At 39.8% G+C, this 21,856-nt stretch carries 15 protein-coding genes; 3 read left to right on the top strand and 12 right to left on the bottom strand.

What is annotated here, in order from left to right:
• Nucleotides 1–4: 4 nt before the first annotated feature.
• The 7 genes from ACLTWA_RS12835 to ACLTWA_RS12805 all read right to left on the bottom strand — a co-directional run bounded on the left by ACLTWA_RS12835 (nucleotide 5) and on the right by ACLTWA_RS12805 (nucleotide 13,151).
• Nucleotides 5–8,659, bottom strand: a complete 8,655-nt coding sequence (locus tag ACLTWA_RS12835; RefSeq protein ID WP_412328258.1) for an amino acid adenylation domain-containing protein — start codon at nucleotides 8,657–8,659, stop codon at nucleotides 5–7.
• A gap of 770 nt (nucleotides 8,660–9,429) precedes the next feature.
• Nucleotides 9,430–9,522, bottom strand: coding sequence for an HAD hydrolase family protein (locus ACLTWA_RS12830; RefSeq protein ID WP_412328537.1), 93 nt, complete (start codon nucleotides 9,520–9,522; stop codon nucleotides 9,430–9,432).
• A gap of 93 nt (nucleotides 9,523–9,615) precedes the next feature.
• Complete coding sequence (locus tag ACLTWA_RS12825; protein ID WP_412328256.1) at nucleotides 9,616–9,909, bottom strand: PEP/pyruvate-binding domain-containing protein; 294 nt, start codon at nucleotides 9,907–9,909, stop codon at nucleotides 9,616–9,618.
• 3 nt (nucleotides 9,910–9,912) lie between these two features.
• Nucleotides 9,913–11,280, bottom strand: coding sequence for an MATE family efflux transporter (locus ACLTWA_RS12820; RefSeq protein WP_412328254.1), 1,368 nt, complete (start codon nucleotides 11,278–11,280; stop codon nucleotides 9,913–9,915).
• Complete coding sequence (locus ACLTWA_RS12815) at nucleotides 11,277–11,879, bottom strand: TetR/AcrR family transcriptional regulator (RefSeq protein ID WP_412328252.1); 603 nt, start codon at nucleotides 11,877–11,879, stop codon at nucleotides 11,277–11,279. Before ACLTWA_RS12815 ends, ACLTWA_RS12820 begins: the two co-directional genes overlap by 4 nt.
• 581 nt (nucleotides 11,880–12,460) lie before the next feature.
• Nucleotides 12,461–12,709 (bottom strand): Mu transposase domain-containing protein, encoded by a 249-nt coding sequence (locus ACLTWA_RS12810; RefSeq protein WP_412328250.1) that lies wholly within the window; start codon nucleotides 12,707–12,709, stop codon nucleotides 12,461–12,463.
• On the bottom strand, nucleotides 12,678–13,151 hold the full coding sequence (locus ACLTWA_RS12805) for a hypothetical protein (RefSeq protein WP_412328536.1): 474 nt from the start codon (nucleotides 13,149–13,151) through the stop codon (nucleotides 12,678–12,680). The genes ACLTWA_RS12810 and ACLTWA_RS12805 overlap by 32 nt, the downstream gene beginning before the upstream one ends.
• Here ACLTWA_RS12805 and ACLTWA_RS12800 point away from each other — a divergent pair.
• Nucleotides 13,066–13,326, top strand: a complete 261-nt coding sequence (locus ACLTWA_RS12800; RefSeq protein ID WP_412328535.1) for an IS66 family transposase — start codon at nucleotides 13,066–13,068, stop codon at nucleotides 13,324–13,326. The two genes, ACLTWA_RS12805 and ACLTWA_RS12800, sit on opposite strands and share 86 nt — an antisense overlap.
• Nucleotides 13,298–13,534, top strand: coding sequence for a transposase domain-containing protein (locus tag ACLTWA_RS12795; protein ID WP_412328248.1), 237 nt, complete (start codon nucleotides 13,298–13,300; stop codon nucleotides 13,532–13,534). Before ACLTWA_RS12800 ends, ACLTWA_RS12795 begins: the two co-directional genes overlap by 29 nt.
• A gap of 528 nt (nucleotides 13,535–14,062) precedes the next feature.
• Here ACLTWA_RS12795 and ACLTWA_RS12790 read toward each other — a convergent pair.
• The 4 genes from ACLTWA_RS12790 to rlmD all read right to left on the bottom strand — a co-directional run bounded on the left by ACLTWA_RS12790 (nucleotide 14,063) and on the right by rlmD (nucleotide 19,174).
• Nucleotides 14,063–15,007 (bottom strand): recombinase family protein, encoded by a 945-nt coding sequence (locus ACLTWA_RS12790; protein ID WP_412328534.1) that lies wholly within the window; start codon nucleotides 15,005–15,007, stop codon nucleotides 14,063–14,065.
• A gap of 160 nt (nucleotides 15,008–15,167) precedes the next feature.
• Nucleotides 15,168–15,926 (bottom strand): class I SAM-dependent methyltransferase, encoded by a 759-nt coding sequence (locus tag ACLTWA_RS12785; RefSeq protein ID WP_412328246.1) that lies wholly within the window; start codon nucleotides 15,924–15,926, stop codon nucleotides 15,168–15,170.
• Between the two features lie 675 nt (nucleotides 15,927–16,601).
• Nucleotides 16,602–17,582, bottom strand: coding sequence for a VanZ family protein (locus ACLTWA_RS12780; RefSeq protein ID WP_412327636.1), 981 nt, complete (start codon nucleotides 17,580–17,582; stop codon nucleotides 16,602–16,604).
• Nucleotides 17,583–17,809: 227 nt separating this feature from the next.
• On the bottom strand, nucleotides 17,810–19,174 hold the full coding sequence (gene rlmD, locus ACLTWA_RS12775; RefSeq protein WP_412328244.1) for a 23S rRNA (uracil(1939)-C(5))-methyltransferase RlmD: 1,365 nt from the start codon (nucleotides 19,172–19,174) through the stop codon (nucleotides 17,810–17,812).
• Between the two features lie 231 nt (nucleotides 19,175–19,405).
• On the opposite strand from rlmD, the gene ACLTWA_RS12770 reads away from it, so the two are divergent.
• Nucleotides 19,406–19,858 carry a DUF3592 domain-containing protein gene (locus ACLTWA_RS12770; RefSeq protein WP_412328241.1) on the top strand — a complete coding sequence of 151 codons (453 nt, stop codon included), beginning with the start codon at nucleotides 19,406–19,408 and terminating at the stop codon, nucleotides 19,856–19,858.
• 212 nt (nucleotides 19,859–20,070) lie between these two features.
• On the opposite strand, the gene ACLTWA_RS12765 is transcribed toward ACLTWA_RS12770, so the two are convergent.
• The gene (locus tag ACLTWA_RS12765) at nucleotides 20,071–21,741 is read right to left on the bottom strand and encodes a DEAD/DEAH box helicase (protein ID WP_412328239.1); all 1,671 of its coding nucleotides are present in this window, start codon (nucleotides 21,739–21,741) and stop codon (nucleotides 20,071–20,073) included.
• Between the last annotated feature and the right edge of the window lie 115 nt (nucleotides 21,742–21,856).

Here is a 21,856-nt window from a genome sequence, read left to right as displayed (position 1 = left end):
TTTTCTACCTTTTATTTACATTTTTCTTTATTATTTCTGCATTTTTTTTGATAAACGGTTCCACAAGCATAAGAGGATGAAAACCGAGCCCCTGCTGCATAAAAAATGTTCCCGTGGTATTTTGAACCCACGCTTCAGGTACAGATTCAACCTTTCCAAATTTGATATACGGTGGCTCACTCTTAACAAAATAAATGTCTGCATGAATCTTTCCTGCAGTATTGGCGGTTAACAGAAGGTCCATATAGTTGTTCATACCCTCCTCATCAAAATCAATTTGATTATTTCTAATAATCATTTGCTTAATCAGGATTCTGAAGTTACGTTTTAGTTTTTCGGTATCGTACTGCTCTATATTTTTGAAATAGAAGCTGTCCAACATTATAAGTGCTTTAATGGATACTCCGTTTTTTTCAAGATAGGCAGCTACACTATATGCTAAATTTCCTCCTGCCGAATGTCCTCCAACAATAATGTCACGGCCTTCTGACAATGCCAGTATCTTTTCGGCATATACTTCTGTGGCCTCCTTAAGTGACGAAAAGATTCTATAATTAAAGAAAGTCATCGGTACATCGGGCATGTGTTCCGCCAGAGGCATATATGCAACCGCAGAGCCTACAAGAGGTGGGAGTAAATATACATTGCTCATCTTATCAGGATGAGTCTCTATATATGTGATATCTTCTTGTTTTTCCTCAGAATTCTCAATCACATCAGCCATTTCTTCAATCGTTTCTATATTCTGCATTAAGCTAAGCGGAACTGATACGTGAAATTTTTTGTTAGTCTCGGAGATTAACTGAAGTGCACGTATTGAATCGCCACCAAGATTATAGTAGCTTTGATCTATCCCTATGCTGTTTATATGAAGGACTTTCTTCCATATTTCGCAAAGATCCTTTTGTATTCTGTTACATGGTGCTTTCAGTTCTTTATTCCCTTTTTCTGATATAAGATTTCTAAGAGCCTTTCTATCGATCTTTTGATTAGCAGTAAGCAGCATTTTGTCTAAAACTATAACACCCGATGGTATCATATACGAAGGAAGCACCTTTTTTATCCTTTTTATAATTTCTTCCTCTGACTGCTGAGTTCCTGCCACAAACACATAAATATGCTTTGAGTTATTAATTTCAACCACATCTGCAACTGCCTCGTTTACGCGCGCCGCGTCACATATTGCGTGCTCAATTTCTCCCAGTTCAACCCTGTGTCCATTAAGTTTAACCTGTCCGTCCTTACGGCCGAGAAACTCTATATATCCTTGAAAAGTCATACGGCCTCTGTCGCCAGTTTTGTATATACGTCCAAAACGTTTATCCTCTACAAATGCAGCCTCCGTCTTTTCCAGATCATTTTGATATCCTGCTGCAACTCCCTCACCTCCAATCCAAAGGTCACCCTCTATGCCCACCGGACATGGCACTCGGTTTCCGTTAAGCACATAAAAGGTCTGGTTGGAAAGCGGCATTCCGTACGGTATACTCTTCCACTCTTTACTCACCTGATTTATAGGATAATATATAGACCATATAGAGCCTTCTGTAGCTCCGCCAAGACTTATTAACTGTGCATTTGGTTCATATTCACGTATTTGCTCGGGAAGAGTAAGCGGTATGTAATCTCCACTCATCATTACAAGACGTATTGATTCAAGTTTATTCTTTTTTTCTCTTTTTTGGTAAAAGGTCATCATTTGAATGAGCGCCGGTACAGAATTCCACAAGGTAATTTTTTCATTATAAGCCTGCTCATATATCTCAGCCGTATCATAAAGATCCTTTACCATGACGAGCGTCGCGCCGGTACTCATCATTGCGAACACGTCATACACCGATAAATCAAAATTCATGGCTGAAAGACCAAGTATGACATCCTCTTGTGTTACTTCAAATCTTTGATTAATATCAAACACCGTATTCATAACTGCTTCCATTGTGATGAGGACACCCTTTGGTTTACCTGTGCTGCCTGATGTAAATATTGTATATGCCGGTTCCGATCTGCCAGCACCCTTATGCACTGTATTCGATTCTGTTATTGCGTTATCCACCAACCAATTGCTATCAATGATCGCCTTGCTCCTGCTCTTCTTAAGTATTTCCTGTATACGTTCTTTTGGATGGTTCCGTTCTACAGGTACATATGCAGCTCCCGCTTTCAGAATTCCCAGAAGCAGAGCTATTGTTTCTATATGACGGTCTCCTATGAGCCCAACAAAATCACCTCTTCCAATTCCCAGGTGCGTGAGTCTGTCCGCAACACTATTACTGACCTTATCAAGTTTATGGAAAGTATAGCTTTTTTCAGTATCTTTGACCGCAATCTTATATGGCATTTTTTCAACGATATGATTAAATACCTCTACAATGGTATTTTTCGGAAGCTCCTTTGAAGTATTATTATATTTGTTAATAAGTTCTACTTCTTCTTTACTTAATACAAATGCACTTTCCGGATCTCTGTTTTCCAAGAGTAGATAAATTGAATTTATAAAGGTCGAGAAGATATTCTTCATCATATCTTTATCAAACAGCTCTACTACATAATCCCATGTAACAGAAACATCTTTTCCACTGTACATGATCTGACAGTCAAGATAAACCTGCGAGGTCTGGCTGGCACTATATATTTCTTCGCCGAACTCAAGTTCCTCTGTCTGTGATCCCAGTGTACTGGTAAATACATAAGGTACTACCCCCTGTTTTCTAAGGTTTCTCATTTTTTTCAAATCACGCCCAACAGATATACCTGTATACGCTCTATGCTCAAGTCCTTGAATAAGATCTTCCTGGATTTTTTTTGCATTGTTGCTAAAATCCCTGTTAATGCCATCAACAGCAATAAGCATTGTAGATGTAAAGTCACCAATAAGGGTATGAATGTCCGGATGCATCGGATATTTATTAAATATAGTAACATTAATACCGGTCTGCTCCTGTCCACTCCAGAAAGCAAGGCATTCTCCGTACAATGTAAGTAAAAGTACAGAAGACGTAACCCTCATTTCTATTGCTATTGAATTAAGCTTCTCCATATCCGGTGCAGATATCTTTGCAGCAACCCTTTCAAAATGCGGCTGAACTACATCTTCTGCTGACATTTTTTGTAAAAGCGATGGAGCTATAGGGAAGTCCTGAATCTTCTTTATCCAATATTTTCTGTCTGCCTCAACCTTTTCAGGTGGATTGATAACTGAAAGATTGACTACAAAGTCCCTGAAACTGAATTCGGATTCTTCAACCGGAGCTTCCGGATGAAGGTATGTATTCATGACCTGTGTCTTGAACAAACCTACACTGGCAGCATCCATGCACAAAAGATCCGCACTGAATATAAGAATGCTCTCTATGTTGTTCCTCCTTACTGCCTGAAGAGAAAACAAAGGCCACTGAGATACATCTCTCATTTCTTGCTTTACTTCTTCTCTTATAGATAAAACGAAAGCATTGAATTCTTCCTCCGAAAAACCACGCGCATCGTTAATCTTCATCTCATAGTAAGTTTCTTCTGGTTTAAGAAAATGCTGAAGCCCGTCTTGATTAATGACCATGCGAAGCATTGGTTGTGCAGCTATTACCCGGTTAATTGCCAGATTAAGTCTGTCCAAATTTAATTCTGTTCTGTACTCGTAATATCCATGGGTTGATACACTTGAGATTTCATAAATATCATCTCGTCCCATTAAATAGGCTTTCTGTATATCGGTAAGCTCAAACGGATCATATCGATTTTCTTTATCGGGCGTTATTTCTAGTTCTTCTCTTTCTACAAGTCTGTTATCTGGCAGTACTCTTTCTACAAGCATTGCACACTGTCTAATATTTTCGGCTTCAAGCACCTGAGAATGAGTTAAATGTATATGAAAATATTCATTTAATTCTGATGTAAGTAATACAAGCTTAAGCGAATCCCCACCTGCATCATAAAAATTCTGTTCAATCCCCACCACTTCCAGCTTAAGAACATGTTTCCATATTTCGGCTATTGCCTTTTCAAATACGGTTTCTGGCAGCTCCAACTTAAAATCAATTTTAGGTATATTCTCAAGTAGTTTTTTCCTGTCGATCTTCTGGTTTCCTGTAAGAGGAATGTTATCGATATGTATTATTTTTTCTGGAATCATATATGACACCAGAAATTCTTGAAGCTGTTTTAAAATCAATTCCTCATATAGCTCTTCACCTGTATAGAAGGCATATATCCTCGGAGAAAACTTCCTGGAATTGTCAATCACCGCAGTACATTCCCTTATTCCTGGTATCCTTAAAATATTGTTCTCTATCTCCCCAAGCTCGATTCTATTTCCTGCTATCTTGATTTGACCATCATAGCGACCACAAAATTCCATATAGCCTTCACGCCTCATGCAGCCTCTGTCACCAGTCCTATAGATTTTTCCTAGTAATGAGTGAGATACAAACGCCTTTTCAGTTTTTATAAGGTCGTTAAGATATTCAACCGCAACTCCTGCGCCGCCGATCCAGATATCCCCTTCCGCATCTATGGGGCACTGTTCAAGGTTATCATTGAGTACATACATCATTTGGTTTGCTAATGGCATTCCATAAGGTATGCTTCTCCAACCCTTTTCCACCTTGCGGATTGGATAGTAGATTGACCATATAGATGCTTCTGTGGCACCACCCATGCTTATGATCTCCATTCCAGGAAGTACTCTCTGTATCCGTTCTGGAAGATCAACTGGTATCCAGTCACCGCTCATTATCATAAGCCTTATGGCATTGCTTGAAGCATATACACATTTATGCCCCCTGTTATCTTCAAACTCCTCCTTTCTTTCCAGTTCTGAAATATACATCTGTACGATAGCTGGAACCGAATTCCACACGGTTATTCTTTCTCTAATTACTGTTTTTGTAATATTGCTCAAATCATAAAGCTCTGGCACCATGACTAGTGTTGCCCCTGAAGACATTGCTCCAAATATATCATATACGGAAAGATCAAATGCCATAGATGAAAGCCCGATTATCGTATCCTTTTCTGTTATAAAATATGTTCTGTTAATATCATCTATGGTATTCATAGAACTCTTGTGGGTTATTACAACTCCCTTTGGCTTTCCCGTACTACCCGATGTATAAATTACATATGCCCTCTTTTCCGGAGATGCAAGATCTATAGTCTCTGTGGAAGGCTGAACATCAAATAAATAAGCTGTTGTTATAAGCATTTTTGAGCCACTGTCAGAAACAATTTCATTTCTTCTGGTTTCAGGATTTTTAATTTCTACCGGAACATACGCTGCTCCTGCTTTTAAGATTCCCAGTATAAGCGCTATGGATTCTTTTCTCCTTTCACACAAAACAGCAACAAAATCATCTGGCTTAACACCGTCACTTATAAGCTTTTTAGCAATACCGTTTGAAAGCTGATCCAGTTGCCTATACGTATATAAACTTCGTTTATCCTTGATGGCCGTCTTTTCCGGGAATTTTTCAGCCGTATCTTTAAATGCAGCTGTCATTGTACGAGGCTTCCATTCTACGTATGTACTGTTATATTCTGAAAGCAGCTCTCGATCCTTGCTCAAGAGCATAGGTACCTGAAGTGGGTCATTGTTATTTATAAACGAAGTAATCAGCTCATGCATGCGATCAAGGAGAGTGGATATATATTCTCTGTCATACAATTCCTTGACATAATCCCAACTTATAAGCATTTCTCCATCAGCTCTCCACGAGGCCTGACAGTCAATATAAACCTGAGTCGTCTGGCTTGCAGCATATGAAAGCTCTCCAAATACAACAGGGAAAGCCTCACTTGTTCCTAAAGTACTTGTAAAAATATATGGAAGTGAAACAGAAGTTCCGGTAAAATGGTTTAATTTTTTATAATCTCTTCCCTGTTCAATTCCGCTGTAAAGTCTATGTTCTAAATCGCTATATACCTGTACCTGAAGCTCTTTAAGCATTGCTGCAAAGGAACTTTCCCTTTTGAATCCTACATTTACAAATATCGTAGATGTAAACTCTCCAAGCAATCCATCTGCTTGTCCACTATTTATATATCTGTTAAATACTGTAACATTAAGACCACACGAACCTCGTCCTGTCTCGTAAGCTAGAACCCGTCCGTAAATAGCCATAAGAACTACGGAAGGAGATACCCCGAGTCTTTTTGATTCTATAGTAAACTTCTCTACATTTTCCTTGCTCAGCCTAAACTCTACTCTATCAAAATGGGGTTTTGATATTACGGAAGGAGAAACCAGCATTCTTAGCATTCCTACGGGGGGGAGATCAGCCAATTTTTTATTCCAGTAGGTTTTATCTTCCTTGTAAAGCATTGTTTCAGCCATACGGTCCATATCAATTACATAATCACGAAAGGTATAGGAGCTCTCTTTATATTCCACGTCCGGATCGTCATAAGCTTTTGCAACAAGTTGAAAGAACATTGAAACACTTCCTGCATCAAGAGCAATAAGATCAATTGCCGCACAAAGAATGCTTGTTACTTTTGATATTCTAAATGCCTTAAAGCGATAAAGCGGCCAAGCTCCGACACAGACAGTATCCTCTCTGACTTCCTTCCGAAATGCTTTGATTGCATTTAACATCTCAGCCCTTTCAAGGTTAAACACATTCTCTTCTTCGATCGTAAATATTGTTTCCTCTTTCGGAAGAAAGCGCTGCATACCCTTTTCGTCAATGCTCAATCTAAGAGCCGGCTGTGTATCTATTACCTTCTGAAACGCTCTTTCCAATCTTTTAATATCTGCATTACAGTCAAACTCATAATAAAGCATGGTCCTTAAATTTGAAATATCAAATATTTCGTCCTGACCTATTAAATATGCCTGCTGCATTTGAGTAAGATGAAATGGCATATTTTTTTGATAAGGATCCCCCAATCTTTCAGGAAGCTGTATATAACTTTTTTCCTTATATTTTCTTATCAATTCAGCAAGTTTTTCATCGTTATCAATGGATGCAAGTTCATGAAGTGGTATTCTTACATGCTCTTTTTCCAGAAGATCGGCTTCGAGTCGAATCAATTCAATAGAATCTATCCTTTTTCCCCAAATATTATCTTCATTTAAGCATGTCATCAAAAGACGTCTGTTTTTCTTCCCGCTTGCTGTTTTTGGAATTTTGGGCAGTGTATGTAGTGAATCTATAACAAGAGAATAATTCTTATAAACCAAGCTTCGTATCTTTTTTACTTTCTGTTCCGAAAGAATGGTTTCGTCATCAGTTTCAACAAATAAAAATATGCTGCCATTTCTATCATCTGATACCAGCGCCAGATCATATCTTTTTCCCAAAATAGCTGTTGAAATATCAGCCTCTATATCTCCCGGATAATAATGCAGACCATTAACAATCATCATATCATCAACTCGTCCTATAACATAGAGCTCTCCATTTGACATTACTCCCAGATCTTTTGTATGGTAATATGTAATGTTATCTTTTAAATTTTTCATATTACCAATGCAATTAACACTTATCCCTATTTCACCTGGAATATTTTCCTGTGTAATCAACTCGCCGTTCTCATTAAGAAGAGCAATATATCCATTTGCATTTGTTCCTGCATTTGCTCTGCCCTTTACAACTGTATAAGATTCCGAAGCCATCTCTTCAATCTTTCCCATAAAAGGCGAAAGATCCAATGTATTGTATTCCTCCCTGCCAGCCATAGTCACACAGGAAAGACATTCAGTCATTCCATAAAATGTACGGATCGCAGTTGTGTTGTATTTCTTCTGTACCCTGTCAATAAGAGAAACATCCATTACCTCTCCGCACAAAAGTATGTTTTTTACTCTGCCAAGACTCATCTTCTCTTCATCAGTTACAGATATCTCGGATAACGTACGCAGCACATAATTCATACCGTCTATATCAGATACGATGCTGTCTTTAAGTACTTCAAATAAAAGCTTTGGATTTGAAACAAATTCTCTGTAAGGAATTTGTATCTGATCAATTCCAAGTTGAACAGGTGCAACATAGAACATAAAAAATCCTATGACATGAAATAAAGGAAGTATATTTAAAGTAACATCTTCATCAACTCTTCCTATTAGTGAATTTATTCTCTCCATTGACGAAACAACCTGAATATTATTAAACTCGATTCTTTTTGGTTTCCCTTTGGTACCACTTGTGTAAAGTGCGAATGCCGCATCCATTTCATCGAATTCAATTGTACTTTCTTCTTTCTTGGGCCAAGCTTCACCATTTAAAAGATTATTAATGTTACAAATAAGTGTATCAGCACTTAATATATTGATGTTCTCTAACCATTCGGAGCAGGAAAAGTCAGCTTTATCGCTGATAAGAATCTTTACCTGCGATTCTGCAATCAAGTTTTTACCCTGAACCGAATTTTCAAGTGCATCGCTTTCGAAAGGAACAAGTTCAATAACGATACCAGCATATACAGATCCCCAAAATATATCTGTAAACTTAATCATATCATTTATACATATAAATATATGATCTCCCTGTGAAATTCCCTCTTCTTTTAAAATTACGGCCATGGCTTCTGCTCTTCTGTATATTTCACCATACGTAATTCTATTTTTTTTACTACCATAAAAGCTAATACTCCTGTTAGTAAAATTTTCAGAAGCATTTTTCAAAACGTTTATAAGGATTTTATTCTCTTTCATTCCCATGTCATATAATCCGCTTATTCATTAATGTTTTATAAAAGGATTATATATTTTCCTTTCTCTTTATAGGTTATAGCTATAGATTCATAAACACAGATGTCACGTTCTTAGATTTTACACACTCGGACTACTGTTAAGAATTCAACGCTAAATTCCATCAGTTCACCTGCCTTTTTGAACTTAGTATTGGGAGAGCCTCTTTGTGCTGCTCTTAATCATATGGCTCAGAGGCCAGTTGGGGGTAATTATGCTGTGAAAACAAAAGATGTAACTATTGATGCTCAGACTATTGCTGATTAATATTCAACAAAAATATTAGTATGTTTTTAAGAATGTTTTGTGTTCCAATTAAGTAAGATTTTATTGGATCTGTGTCAATAACGCAGACACAAATAATTTAACTTCTGCATCATAATGTTAAACCATTATACAATAATCATCCAATATTTTACATTACATGTAAGAAATGCGACACAGCGTGTCATTTTTAACTTGCTTTCTATGGTATATTTTCTGGTAACAGGATATTGCTTCCTTAAATATCTTTAATTGCACCTTTCATAGCAAGAAGCATTCGTGTCTGTAGCTTATTATTTAAGCAGAAGGAGGATTCAAACCGCTGACCTCTTGAATATCTTTCAAGCATTCTCTCTGCCAAGCTATCCCTTGCTTAATACCTAGAATCATTTAAAACACAGTCCTTGTATGACATACGATTTCAACCATTGTGTTACTCCATCTTCATTATTGCTCCCTATAATTCCTGTAGCTACTTATTTTAATTCAGGCACTGCATCTGATACTGCATAGCATTCATCAGAGACTTGAAACATCGGAATATCATTTATTGCATCACCAAAAGATATTACCTAATCGCATCCACATAGTTTTTTCAACTTAAGGATAGCTTCTGCTATTGTTGCATTCTTTGGCATAATTTCACAATCCAATATATAAAATTACCATGTAAAATGCGCTATAGTATCACCAATAAAATTTATTAAGCTGTGAGTTATCATGCTCACACCAATACTTCTGGAACGCCATACTAATAATCCCAAAATTAACGATGAAATTGATATGCTGATACCATTCTCTTCCATAAATTGGCCATAGGCATCTGCCGTTACAACTGCGCCCAGCAGTACCGGGAAACCGGCACGCACCATCTCGTTCAGGTTTGCGCCTTTGCCGCCGGCTATCACAACATCCTGCTTCCGTATCTCACTAAAGCGTAAGACATATTCCTCCATTTGTTAGACTCCTTTTTCATTCAGATATTTTCTCCACACTCTCGTTCCCACAACAAGCGAGAATAGGAATGCGCAAACACTTGCAACCGGTTTGCACAAAATTAGCCCATCAAAGCCAAACAGGAGCGGCAAAATCAACACCGCAGGAATGAGAAAAGTTCCGTTTTCCGCTATCGTTACAAGCGTTGCTGCTCCAAAGTGCCCGATGTTCTGTAAGAGCATCCCGATCAAAATATAGTAGCCCATAAATGGCAGGACAGTACATTGCGCTTTCAAAATACTGGTCCCAATCTCCCGCACAGCATCTTCACTTGAAAACAGGGATAGAAGGCTATCCGCCTTGAATACAATCATAATTGCCGCGATTATTAGAAATGCGGTTGCGGTGACAAGAGCATCACGAAACGCTTTCTTGATGCGGCAATATTTCCCCGCACCGTAGTTTATGGCGCATATCGGCTGAAAGCCTTGACCAAAACCGATTACAAGTGCATAACCCATTGCCAGTATTCTAAGCGCTACGGTTACGCCTGCTATTGCGGATTCTCCAAAAGCTCCCGCCGCCAAATTTACAAGGACGGTGGAAACGCTACTGATTCCCTGACGGCAGAAGTTAGGCGCGCCGCCCGTCAGAATTTCTTTGAGATGACAGAAATCGAATTTTGAATTGCATATATTGATTAAGACATTGCCGTTCCGCCCAGTGAAATACCACAAAAGGAAAAAACCGCAGACTTGCCCAATCAAACTCGCAAAAGCCGCTCCAGCAACGCCCATATCAAAGACAAGTATCAATATCGGATCGAGTATCATATTGATCAACATCCCGACCATAAGGCCTAGCATGCTGTCTCTGGCGCTGCCTTGCAGCCGCAGTTCATTATAGAGCACATTTGCGGCAAGCATAAACGGGACGGAAATGAGTGTGATCCTCAGATAAGAAACCGTAGCTTCCATCAGTCCGTCCGATATTCCGCCGCCAAGCAACAGTACAAGCGGCTCCAGAAAAATCAGCCCTCCAAGGAGGATAATAACACCTACCACCACGGAAAGCACAAGCCCAGTGGAAGCCATGACCTCCGCCTCTTTCTCGTTTTTCTTTCCAAGCTGCCTTGATATGTAAATTCCAGAACCATAACCGAACCAAAAGCCTATCGCCTGAATAATGGAAATGAATGAGAACACCACACCGATAGATGCAGTCAGTTCCGTCCTGTCAAGCATGCCGATAAAGAAGGTGTCCGTCATACTGTAAACGGAGCTTACTATCATACCAATCATAGAGGGAAGTGCCATCTGCCACAGCAGCGGATATATTTTTGCTTCCGTTATCCTTTTGTAGCGCTCCTCCTGTTTGGATACATTACTCATTTTCTCACCTTCAGAAAAGCATTGATCTCCGACACGCAGAAAATTTTATAGATATCTTTAAAATACTTATCGCTAATTAAATGGGCGTTTGAAAACAAGATGCTGGCAGCTCGTATCGTATTCATGAGGGCGTCAATATCCGCGTCCACTCGGTATCCGTGCTCTCGCCAAAACTGAATCATCGTTTCAAAAGCATCTTTGTAATGATTGCTAATCCTCTCGTTTACTTCGGGTTCTGCATTGTAAAACAGCTCAAGCGTTCCGCTTATCATGTTGTCAAAAGCTTTGTTCTCTTTCAGGTGCATACCCTCCTGATAGAAAATCTCGGCGATATAACCGACGGGGTCATTGAGCGAATCCGCTTTCTTTTCTATCATGATCGCTAGTTTTTCTGTAATCCTCAATTTGATAAGGTCGATCAAAAAATCCTCCTTATCCTTATAAAAGGTGTAAAAGCTACCCTGAGCAATGCCTGCTTCAGAGGTAAGGTCGCGTATCGATACTCCCTTAATCCCTTTTTCTGCGAAGAGTTTGAGCCCTATGCGCCGCAGTGTTCCCTGCACATCGGCCCTCTCTTTATCGGTAAATGCTTTTCCCATAATATGGTTCTCCTTATAAGTCAATATGACAATCAAGCGTTTCTATGAACATATTAATCTTATGTTCACAGTTATAATATTCTTTATTTTGCTCTATGTCAATAAAGATAATAGAATTGTATCACAAACGACTGCCCATCCTGCTGCTGATAAGTAGAGCATCTCTTTGCTGCAAGTCTGTAAACATATAGTAAAAGGTAATGATATGTCAAAAACATAGGATATTAACAATAAAGGCTTTATCCAAATCGGATTTAAAAACGCATATTATCGGAAAATGAATGAAATGACCGTAAACACATAGTCTAAGGGTGGATTTTAATTATTGCCATTTATCACGTAAGTACTCCAAAACAAGGCGTCATTCCATTTAAGGTTTAAAAATGGTATTCTTCCATAATCTTCTGTTTAAGGTTGAAGAAGAAATAGAAAACCTCTCTTTTGAAGAAAAGAAAAAGAAGCGTCAGGAGGCGTCAAAGCCGAACCTTAATGCATTTTGGTCGTGGATTGAAAAGAAAAAAGACTGCAGCCATGCATACAACAAATGAGAACCTGACCAAGGCTTTGACCTATGCAGTAAATCAAAAGAATGATCCATCCTTTGTAATATGGAGAGGGAACTCACGATGAGACCGCCTGTGCGTACAGATCAGCCGGTTGTACTGATCGCAGATCCTGATTTCTGATGGCGCTGCCTTCAGAATTGCAGGCTTTCCACAATAAGAGTACAATACGGAGTAGTAGTGACCGTCATACTCGATGTGGTAATTATTGGGGACTTTGGTGACAGCTTTGTAATCACAAGTCGTGTAGCATCCGCCTGGCTTCATATTTTTCAAAAGCATACTGTCTTGAAAAAGCCTGTTTTTGAAATGATCTAGAATTGAGGGTCGCTACTATCTTTTTGATTTCAGCATTCAATTCATCAAATGATGTATGGATCTTTTCTTTGAGTTTTTCTACAAGATGTGTCTCGAGGTATCGTACGTGGTTCTCAACTGTAGGTTTCCCCTTTGGCTTGCGGGCTGGCGGGGGAAGAATGATGGTTCCATAAAAATCTTCCAGATCTGAAAAAGTAGACTGCATGTTTCGGTTTACGGGCATGGAAGCATGCTCACCACCGTAGTTCGCTTCCACGAACTTATTATAGTATTCGTAGAACTGTGATTTTTCATATCCATCGACACTGAAAGATTCGCAGCCAGAAGAACGCCGGAAACAGCATCTTGAGCGGGAACGGCCAGTACTCGATGCATTCTGGAAATGGATCAATGGGATGAATGCCCTTGGCGGATCAAAGCTTGTCAAGGCAATTAATTATGCCAAAAACCAACACCCTTACATGGAGAACTATCTTCAGGATGGACGGTGCTCCATAAGTAATAACGCAGCGGAACGATCTGTAAAAATCATATGTCATGGAAAGAAAGAACTTCTTATTTCATGACACGGTAAAAGGTGCCAGATCAAGTGCAGTAGTCTATACTCCTACAGAAACAGCAAAAGCAAATGGATTAAACATCCGTCTTTACCTGGAAACAGTAATGGCCAAGATGCTGGACTACAAAAATGAGCCCAATAGTATCTTAGAAGAACTGATGCCATGGTCAGAAGCAATGAAGCGATCCTGTAGCTTGGAAAATGGTAATTTCTGATTTTTTCATTGAGATAAAAAATCAGAAATAGTAATACGTTATTTTATGTAGTGCTTACTCTTTAGCTTATATTTTAAGTGAAAGTGGACCTCTTAAATGCCATTCAAGTGCTCTCCTTGCCGATGAATATTTCCTCCTTTTTCCTATCTCTAATAGCACTCTGAAAAGATTTTGCCTTTAACTATCCAATGTCATCCGTGGAAGAGCCAAAAAAGCGGGGCTAAAAATCGCTTTTCTTAGCCCCGCTTTTTTCTCATATTTCAGTCACAACTACAACATCTTGTGGTCTAACCCCTATTTTTCTTATCCATACCACAATACGTCATCATTATCACCGCTTCCACATGTGATAGGGAGGCTAAATTTACAGGACAGAATAGATGTCAAAATATATGCATATTATACAGATAAAACTCTATTTCACCTCAATAAATGTTTGCATTCACTAATTTTATGCTGCTTTTAACAGTGATTCCGCTCATGAGGATGAGAGGTTCATTTTGATGTCAACAACTGCAAGCAAAATAACTACTCCTGTTTCTCCTGCTTTGAGCTAAAATGCGTATCTTTCCGTTTTGTTTTGCCGTTGACAACTTCTGTATTGCTTCTGCGTTGCATCTCAGCGTGAACCCGGTCAAACATTTCCTCTTTAATAATTGGCTCGTGGGCATTCTTCATCAGGAACTGTTCCTGCTCACCACGATTTTTCCTCTGCTTATTATTGGGAAAATCACCGGAGTAGGTCTTGCCAACTAATACGTGCCCTGCATACTTCTCGTTAGTCAATATAGTTTGGATCGAACGCTTCGACCAGGTGTCCTTACCCTGTGGTGATTTTATGCCTTGGCTTTCAAGCTCCCGGATAATCGAAACAATACTGCTGCCATTTAAATATAAATTATAAATCAAACGGACAACTTGTGCTGCTTCCTCATCAATGATAAGATCGCCGTTTTCGTCCTGCTGATAGCCAAAACACTTGCGTGAATACAGCTTTGAATTCCCGGAAATAAATCCGCACTTTAAACCCCATTTGATTGCTTCCCCTGTAGACTCGCTCTCTGCTTGGGCAATGGCACTTAAGGCTGATATCAGAATATCATTATCTGTTTCGCTGGTCCGGAGGTTCTCCTGATGAAAAATGATTTCAACCCCAAGGCTCTTAAGCCGGCTCACCGTTTCAAGTAAATCAACAGTATTCCTGGCAAAGCGGCTGATGGTTTTCACCACAACAATGTCAATACGATTTTCATAGCAGTCGAAAATCATCTTCTGAAACCCGTAACGCGCTACGTTGCCGCCGGAATCCTTGTCCGTATAGACCTCGTACAACATCCATTTTGGATTGCAGGCCACATATTGCTTCAGCGTTTTTATCTGGATATCCAAACTCTCGTCCTGCGATTCGTGCGTCGTGCTGACGCGGCAGTAAATGGCGACCTTTTTCAGCGTCTGGCGAGCAGCCGGTATCATCGTCACGTTTAATTTCGGAGTTTAATCTGACACAACTTCACCTCCTTATCACGGTATCTACAGATGATTGGTGGTTGTATATGTTTATCATAGCATAAAGATAAGTGCTATATAATAATCAATTTCCGTCTTTGCGTTAAACTCATTTCGGCTGACATACTTATACTTTCATCGAATATACAAGCAATTGTAACTTTTTATAAGAGGCCACACTTCCATAGTAATCAGAAAATGTATGTACTATCTTCATTCTTCTCTGTTCAAAAATACTGCACAATTCGTCGATGGAATAAAGACGAGTAGGGTCACCGCCAGGAATTTGAGGTTTTTCTGCAGGCACACCATACGGTATATCATAACCAGCAAACATCATTCTACGTGTTTTTTCGTCCCAATCGAATTGAGCCAAAGCTAATGCTTTCTCGCAAATCTCCCAGTTCGTTCTGGGAAAATAATGTTCCGCATGTTCCGCGTTACACACATCCATAAAGTGCTTTCCACCCTTTTTTAACGCACGCGAAATTACATCGAATATTTTTAAGTTTTCCTCATCGGTTTCTAAGTATCCGATTGCCCCATCGGCTAGATTCAAAACAACATCAAACTCATTTACAAAATTAACATCACGGATATCAGCTTGTATAAATTGTGCTGGTAATGAATTGTTCTTAGCATTTTTTATAGCATCATCAATATAATCCTTTGTAATATCCACACCGACTACAGAAAAACCTCTTTGTGCAAAAGAAAGCGAATGGCGTCCATAACCGCAAGCCAGATCAAGAATCCGTTCCTTGCCAGTCAGTTCAAGTGTTTTAATTATAAAGTCGACTTGATTTTCAGTATCTTCTACCCAAGATTGATTTTTAATATCCAGAGTCCATCCATGTTTGTACCAATCAGAACCTTTAGCTTGCATGACAACTACCTCCTACTATTTAAAAGTTACCAACACATAACAAGGCAACTTATTATGACATTATTTATCCAAATATTGTGGTATTATCTGTTAGAATGTCTGTACGTATAAGTACTATAAAACACGAATGATAAGTAGTCAAAATCGCTTTTTAAGGCATTATTGACTAAAAATCTTGCTATAAAAGGAGAGCAATATGCCCTGTTTTTGACCTGTTCCCACGCACACCTGAAAGCCATCAAAAACATCTATCCTGTTCTCTCACAAAGCCCAAAAATGACATAACATCTATCCTGTCCTGTCGTGAAAACCTGTTATCAAACCTGTCCTCTCGCACTTAGTACAGCTTTTTGGATTTGTTCCCACGAGACAGAAATCAGTGGTCGAAAAAACCCTGTTTTCGACATAAAAGACTACGAAAAACGCCTTTTTTACTCCTATTTTTCAACCCTTGACATCAATGCCACGCACTCAACGTGTGTTGATGCTGTAATATGGATTCCTGAAAGACGCACTTTGTCCTTGGCGTAAACAATAGATTGACTATTACTTATAGAAAAACGATACCGTTCTGAATCATATATAACAAACTATCTCTCAACAAAGGTACTTACAGTTTCCTTAGCTCATCACTGAACTCTTCGAAATCTTCGTAGCTAATTGCGCTCATTGCAGTTACTGCCACCAATGCTTTATTTCTGCGATTCCAACATCCCATACTCTAGCGTTTCCAGTGACTATTATTTTCAAATCTTTTAATTTTGCATTATAAAACGTTTTCACTTTAAACGTATTTTTACCTTCATCTTTATCACTGAATAAAAACAGCTCTTCCCCGTTGACCATAATCGTAACTGAGCCTTTATATTCTACCCCGTCAGGAATACCAATATTGGCATAGATCCACGGATTTTCCTTGCCTACATTAAATAGATACTCTTTACTTTTCTCATCCCTACTGCTATATAAATTTAACGTAGGATCTATTTTTTCACCTTGCACCGTGAAAGACGAAATTTTTTCGCTTACTGGTGCATCTGCACTTATTTCGTTTATTGCTTGAATAGGTCCTATTGTTTCATTTACATGTACACCATAATCAATTGCTTCAGAAACAGTCATAATCCCAAGAAATAATATAAGAATAGTTGCTGCTAAAGTAGTAAACTTTTTAAAGGTAATCCCTGTGGTAAACGCTACCTTATAGGCAACAAATCCTATGATTGCACCCAATGTATTCGATATAATATCCATCACATCAAACGTACCCAGGAAAGTTAAAGACTGAAGCACTTCTAAAAAGGTAATCACTAATATAAATAACGGGATAAACTTTTTAAAACAGATTCGATACAGCAATGGAATTATAATACCAAATGGAATAAAAGCAGCAATGTTTCCAAAATCGAATAACCATGACATCGTCAGTTTTGGAAACCTTAGTGGAACCCTATCCGGGACAAATATAAATGTATAAATATTATAATCAATTTTATCGCCTGTCCTATTAAACCCTAAGAACATGAAGTACAAAACTAAGACTGTATATATTATCATTCCTGCAAGAATAAATCTGCGAAATTTAGTGTTGATAGCCTGCGAATTAGGCGATAACATTTTATTGGCATTTAGTATTTCTTTTTGTTCGCCTTTCATCCTTAGAGCCTCCATTCAAAATATATCATATTTTTTTGCCTCTTCAATATATAATATCTGTCATAGTTCATTCTAAAATTTATATATTTTACGCCCTAACACTTTTTCTTTAAGAGATTAGCACTAATAATTTAAAACCATAACTATTGCAAAGCTTAGCACTTTCCTCCAAATCTGTTAGTTCAATTAAAATTGGTATGCTAAATTCAATGTTCAATACGCCCTCCTTATTTTCGACACAATTTGACAATTGTTTCTGTATGTGTCGTCTGCGCAAACATATCACACCCCCGCACCCTCACAACCTCATACCCTCTCTCCCGCATATACTTAAGATCCCGTGCCAAAGTCGCCGAATCGCAGCTTACATACACCACCCGTTTCGGTGCCATCTTCACAATGGTATCAAGGCACACCTCGTCGCAACCCTTTCTGGGAGGGTCTACCACAATCACATCTGCATACACATGATTCTTCTCATACTGCTCCGGCAGCACCTCTTCGGCCTTCCCCACAAAAAACTCCACATTCCCGATCCCGTTTAATTTCGCATTCTCTCGTGCATCTTCAATGGCCTGAGGGACGATCTCCACCCCATAGACCTTTTTCGCCTTCTTAGCGAGAAACAGAGAAATGGTTCCGATGCCACAGTAAAGGTCCCAGACGGTTTCATCCCCAGTAAGACCCGCATATTCAAGGGCTGTTCCATAGAGCTTTTCCGTCTGCACCGGATTCACCTGATAGAAGGACAGAGGGGATATCCGGTATTTCACATCACCGATATAATCGGTGATAAATCCCGGTCCGTATAGATTTTCCACCTGGTTTCCCATAATCACATTGGTTTGTTCCCGGTTGACGCTAACAGAGATACTGGTCATGCCGGGGATCTCCATCAGGCAATTCACTAGCTCCCCGCTGTGAGGAAGACTCTTTCCATTGATCACCTGGCACACCATCAATTCCCCGGTCTTAAAGCCTTTGCGGATCAGTGTATGGCGCATTAATCCCTTGTGAGTCTCCTCATCATAAGGACGAAGTCCATGGCACTCCATGTGGGCCTTGATCCGTTTTAAAACTTCCTGATTTTCTTCTATCCCAAGCAAACAGTCTTCGCACCCGATAATGGAATGGGTCCGTCCTGCGTAAAAGCCGGTAACAATATTCCCCTCTTTATCCGTTCCCCAGGGAAACTGCGCTTTATTCCGGTATCTCCAGGGCTCGTCCATTCCCATAACCGGAAGCATGGGAACATCTGAAAAACCGCCGATCCGTACCAGATTGTTATATATCTTTTTCTCTTTATACAGAAGCTGTTCGGCATAATCCATGGCCTGGAGCTGACAGCCGCCGCATTGTCTTGCCACCGGGCATTTGGGGACCACACGATTTGGGGATTTTCTTTTGATCTGTTCCAATCTGGCAAAACCATATGATTTTTTAATCTTCATCACCTTTGCCTCTACATGATCTCCAATCACCGTATCTTTAATAAACCAGGTAAATCCATCGGTCTTTCCGATGCCTTCTCCGGTTTCACTCATATCTTCTATGATCACTTCGATCTTGTCATTTTTCTTCCACTCTGACATAACATCCTCCATTTGTATAGAACCGCTTTTTAAAATGGTCAGTTCCTCCATTCCTTTACCGCTGATTCTTCTTAACTTATTGTATCTTTTTTTCCGGGAAGAAGCAAGAAAACCTTTTCCTGGTTGCCTTTCCTAACATGTTTATACTATAATAATAACCAACTGCATGTTACCGCAGCAGCAGCAAAATGTCTATCTATAAAAATCAAATGATAATTAAGGGGAATGATTATGAAAAAATTAATAAGACTACCGCTTCACTGGTCTTTCATCCTTCTCGGTCTCTGCTTTTTATGTGGCTCTGCCTATCATCTCATAAAGGTAGTTGACCTCTGCGTCATAAAGGATTCTAAAGAAGTTACCGGAACCATTGACGAAGTCCGGACAACAAAGGTTCCCGGAAGATCCGAAGCTCATGATGTCTACGTTTCATTTGTCACTCATAAGAATGAAACTCATGTTTCTCTTCTGGATACTTATGTGGAAGGCATGGCAGCCGGGGATAACATTGAGATTATTTATAATAGGAATAACCCTGATGAAATCATGTTAAAATGGTCTGGCATATTGTTGGTGCTGTTCTTTGGGGTTATTGGGTTTTCTTTGATTGGGGGAACGTTAATCGTTCAAAAAAGATATAAGAGAAAAATCATTCGCTTTAGCGAATCAAAAGCTTACCGTTAAAACTAAATCTCTTGCTCCCGATTAAAATAAACAGCCGGATTTTGGACGCTTGTACCGGAATGCAGTTGCTTTCCCAATGATACTTCCCTGATGCGGAGTGGCATCCCAAAAAAGTCTTAATCATACCGGACAAACTTACCGGATAATAAAAACCGGGAGCTGAGCGGGAAAAAAAGGTCATACCTCTATTCCCCCGCTCAGCTCCCGGAAATTTATCTGCTTTTTCCGTTGGCTTTTTCCATATGAATATTTTTGCCTTTGATCTTTACATCTTTCATGGCTTTCAGCACAACATCTGCACTTTCTCTCGGAACCTCTACAAATGTATATTTGTCATACATGTCGATGCTTCCTACCATTTTACCAGGCATACCGGATTCTCCGGCAATGGCGCCAAGAATGTCTCCCGGCTTTACGTTCTGGTTCTTTCCGATATTGATAAAGAGACGTGCCATATCCTCTCTTTCTCTGGAAGAATCACCTCTTCCCCGTCCGTTTGCGCTTCTCCCGCGCCCGCGGCTGTTGTTTCCAAAGAAGTTATCCAGATCATCAAGAGAACGGGGCTCTCTGGTATCGATCACATCTTCATTTTCCTCACCCATCATCATCTTAAGCAGTGCTGCTGCCAAATCCAGGGAGGTATAATCTTCTTCTAAAAGCTTTTTCTCAATGATGTTCACCGTCTTGCTTAAATCGGTATCACCAATGGTATCGGCTACACTCTCTAAAATCTTATCTACCTTAATGGCAGTCACATCATTTAAAGAAGGAATGGCCTGAGGTACGATCTTGGTCTTGCAGTAACGCTGAATGTCACGAAGCTTGTATACTTCCTTGCCTACAACAAAGCTGAATGCAATGCCCTCACGGTTCGCACGTCCTGTACGGCCGATTCTGTGTACGTAGTACTCATCATCCTGGGGAAGGTCGTAATTGAATACCGCTTCTACGTCGTCTACGTCGATTCCACGGGCTGCTACGTCTGTTGCCACTAGAATCTCCGTCTTACCGTTACGGAAGCTGTTCATGACCCTGTCACGCTGTATCTGCTTTAAGTCACCATGAAGCCCCTCGGCAAAATAACCGCGGCCCTGAAGTGCCTGTACCAGCTCATCCACCTGTTTCTTGGTGTTGCAGAAAGCAACGGAAAGCTTTGGTGCATACATGTCTAAAAGACGGCACATTACTTCTACCTTGCTCTTTGGTTTCACCTCGTAATAATACTGGGTTACTTTCGGAACAGTCAGTTCCTTCTTTACAACTTTTACAGTCACCGGTTCCTGCTGGAACTTTCTGGCGATCTCCATAATTGCGGACGGCATGGTTGCGGAGAACATCACGGTCTGACGTTCTTCCGGAAGCTGGCTTAAGATGGTTTCCATGTCTTCTAAGAAGCCCATGTTTAACATCTCATCTGCCTCATCCATAATTACCGTATGAACAAAATCAAATTTCACCGTTTTGCGGCGCATATGATCCATGACACGTCCGGGAGTACCGATGATGATCTGAGTACCGTCCTTTAAGGAACGAATCTGTTTCACGATGTCCTGTCCGCCGTAAATTGGCAGGACCTTTACACCGTGCATATATTTACCAAGCCTGCGTACTTCATCTGCTACCTGAATAGCAAGCTCTCTGGTAGGACAAAGCGCAACTGCCTGAAGCTTTTTTACCTTTGGATCAATTTTCTGTAACAGGGGAATACCAAAGGCAGCGGTCTTGCCGGTTCCTGTCTGAGCCTGACCGATAATATCTCTTCCTTCCATCTGGACCGGAATTGCCTGGGCCTGGATAGGAGACGCCTCTTCAAATCCCATATCTGCTACAGCCCGCAGAATTCTTTCATCTAACTGTAATTCATCAAATCTCATTGTTTCCATAAATGATCAATTCCTTTCTCATGGCCTGCCGGGTTCCCATGTTGCCGACGGCCGCACACACACTTTCGCAAACAAAACGAGAGGTATCAGGCACGTTTCAGACCTTCATCCTCTC

Source organism: Lacrimispora sp. (assembly GCF_046972725.1).
GTDB lineage: Bacteria > Bacillota > Clostridia > Lachnospirales > Lachnospiraceae > Lacrimispora.
This window is presented reverse-complemented; position numbering and strand designations above follow the sequence as displayed.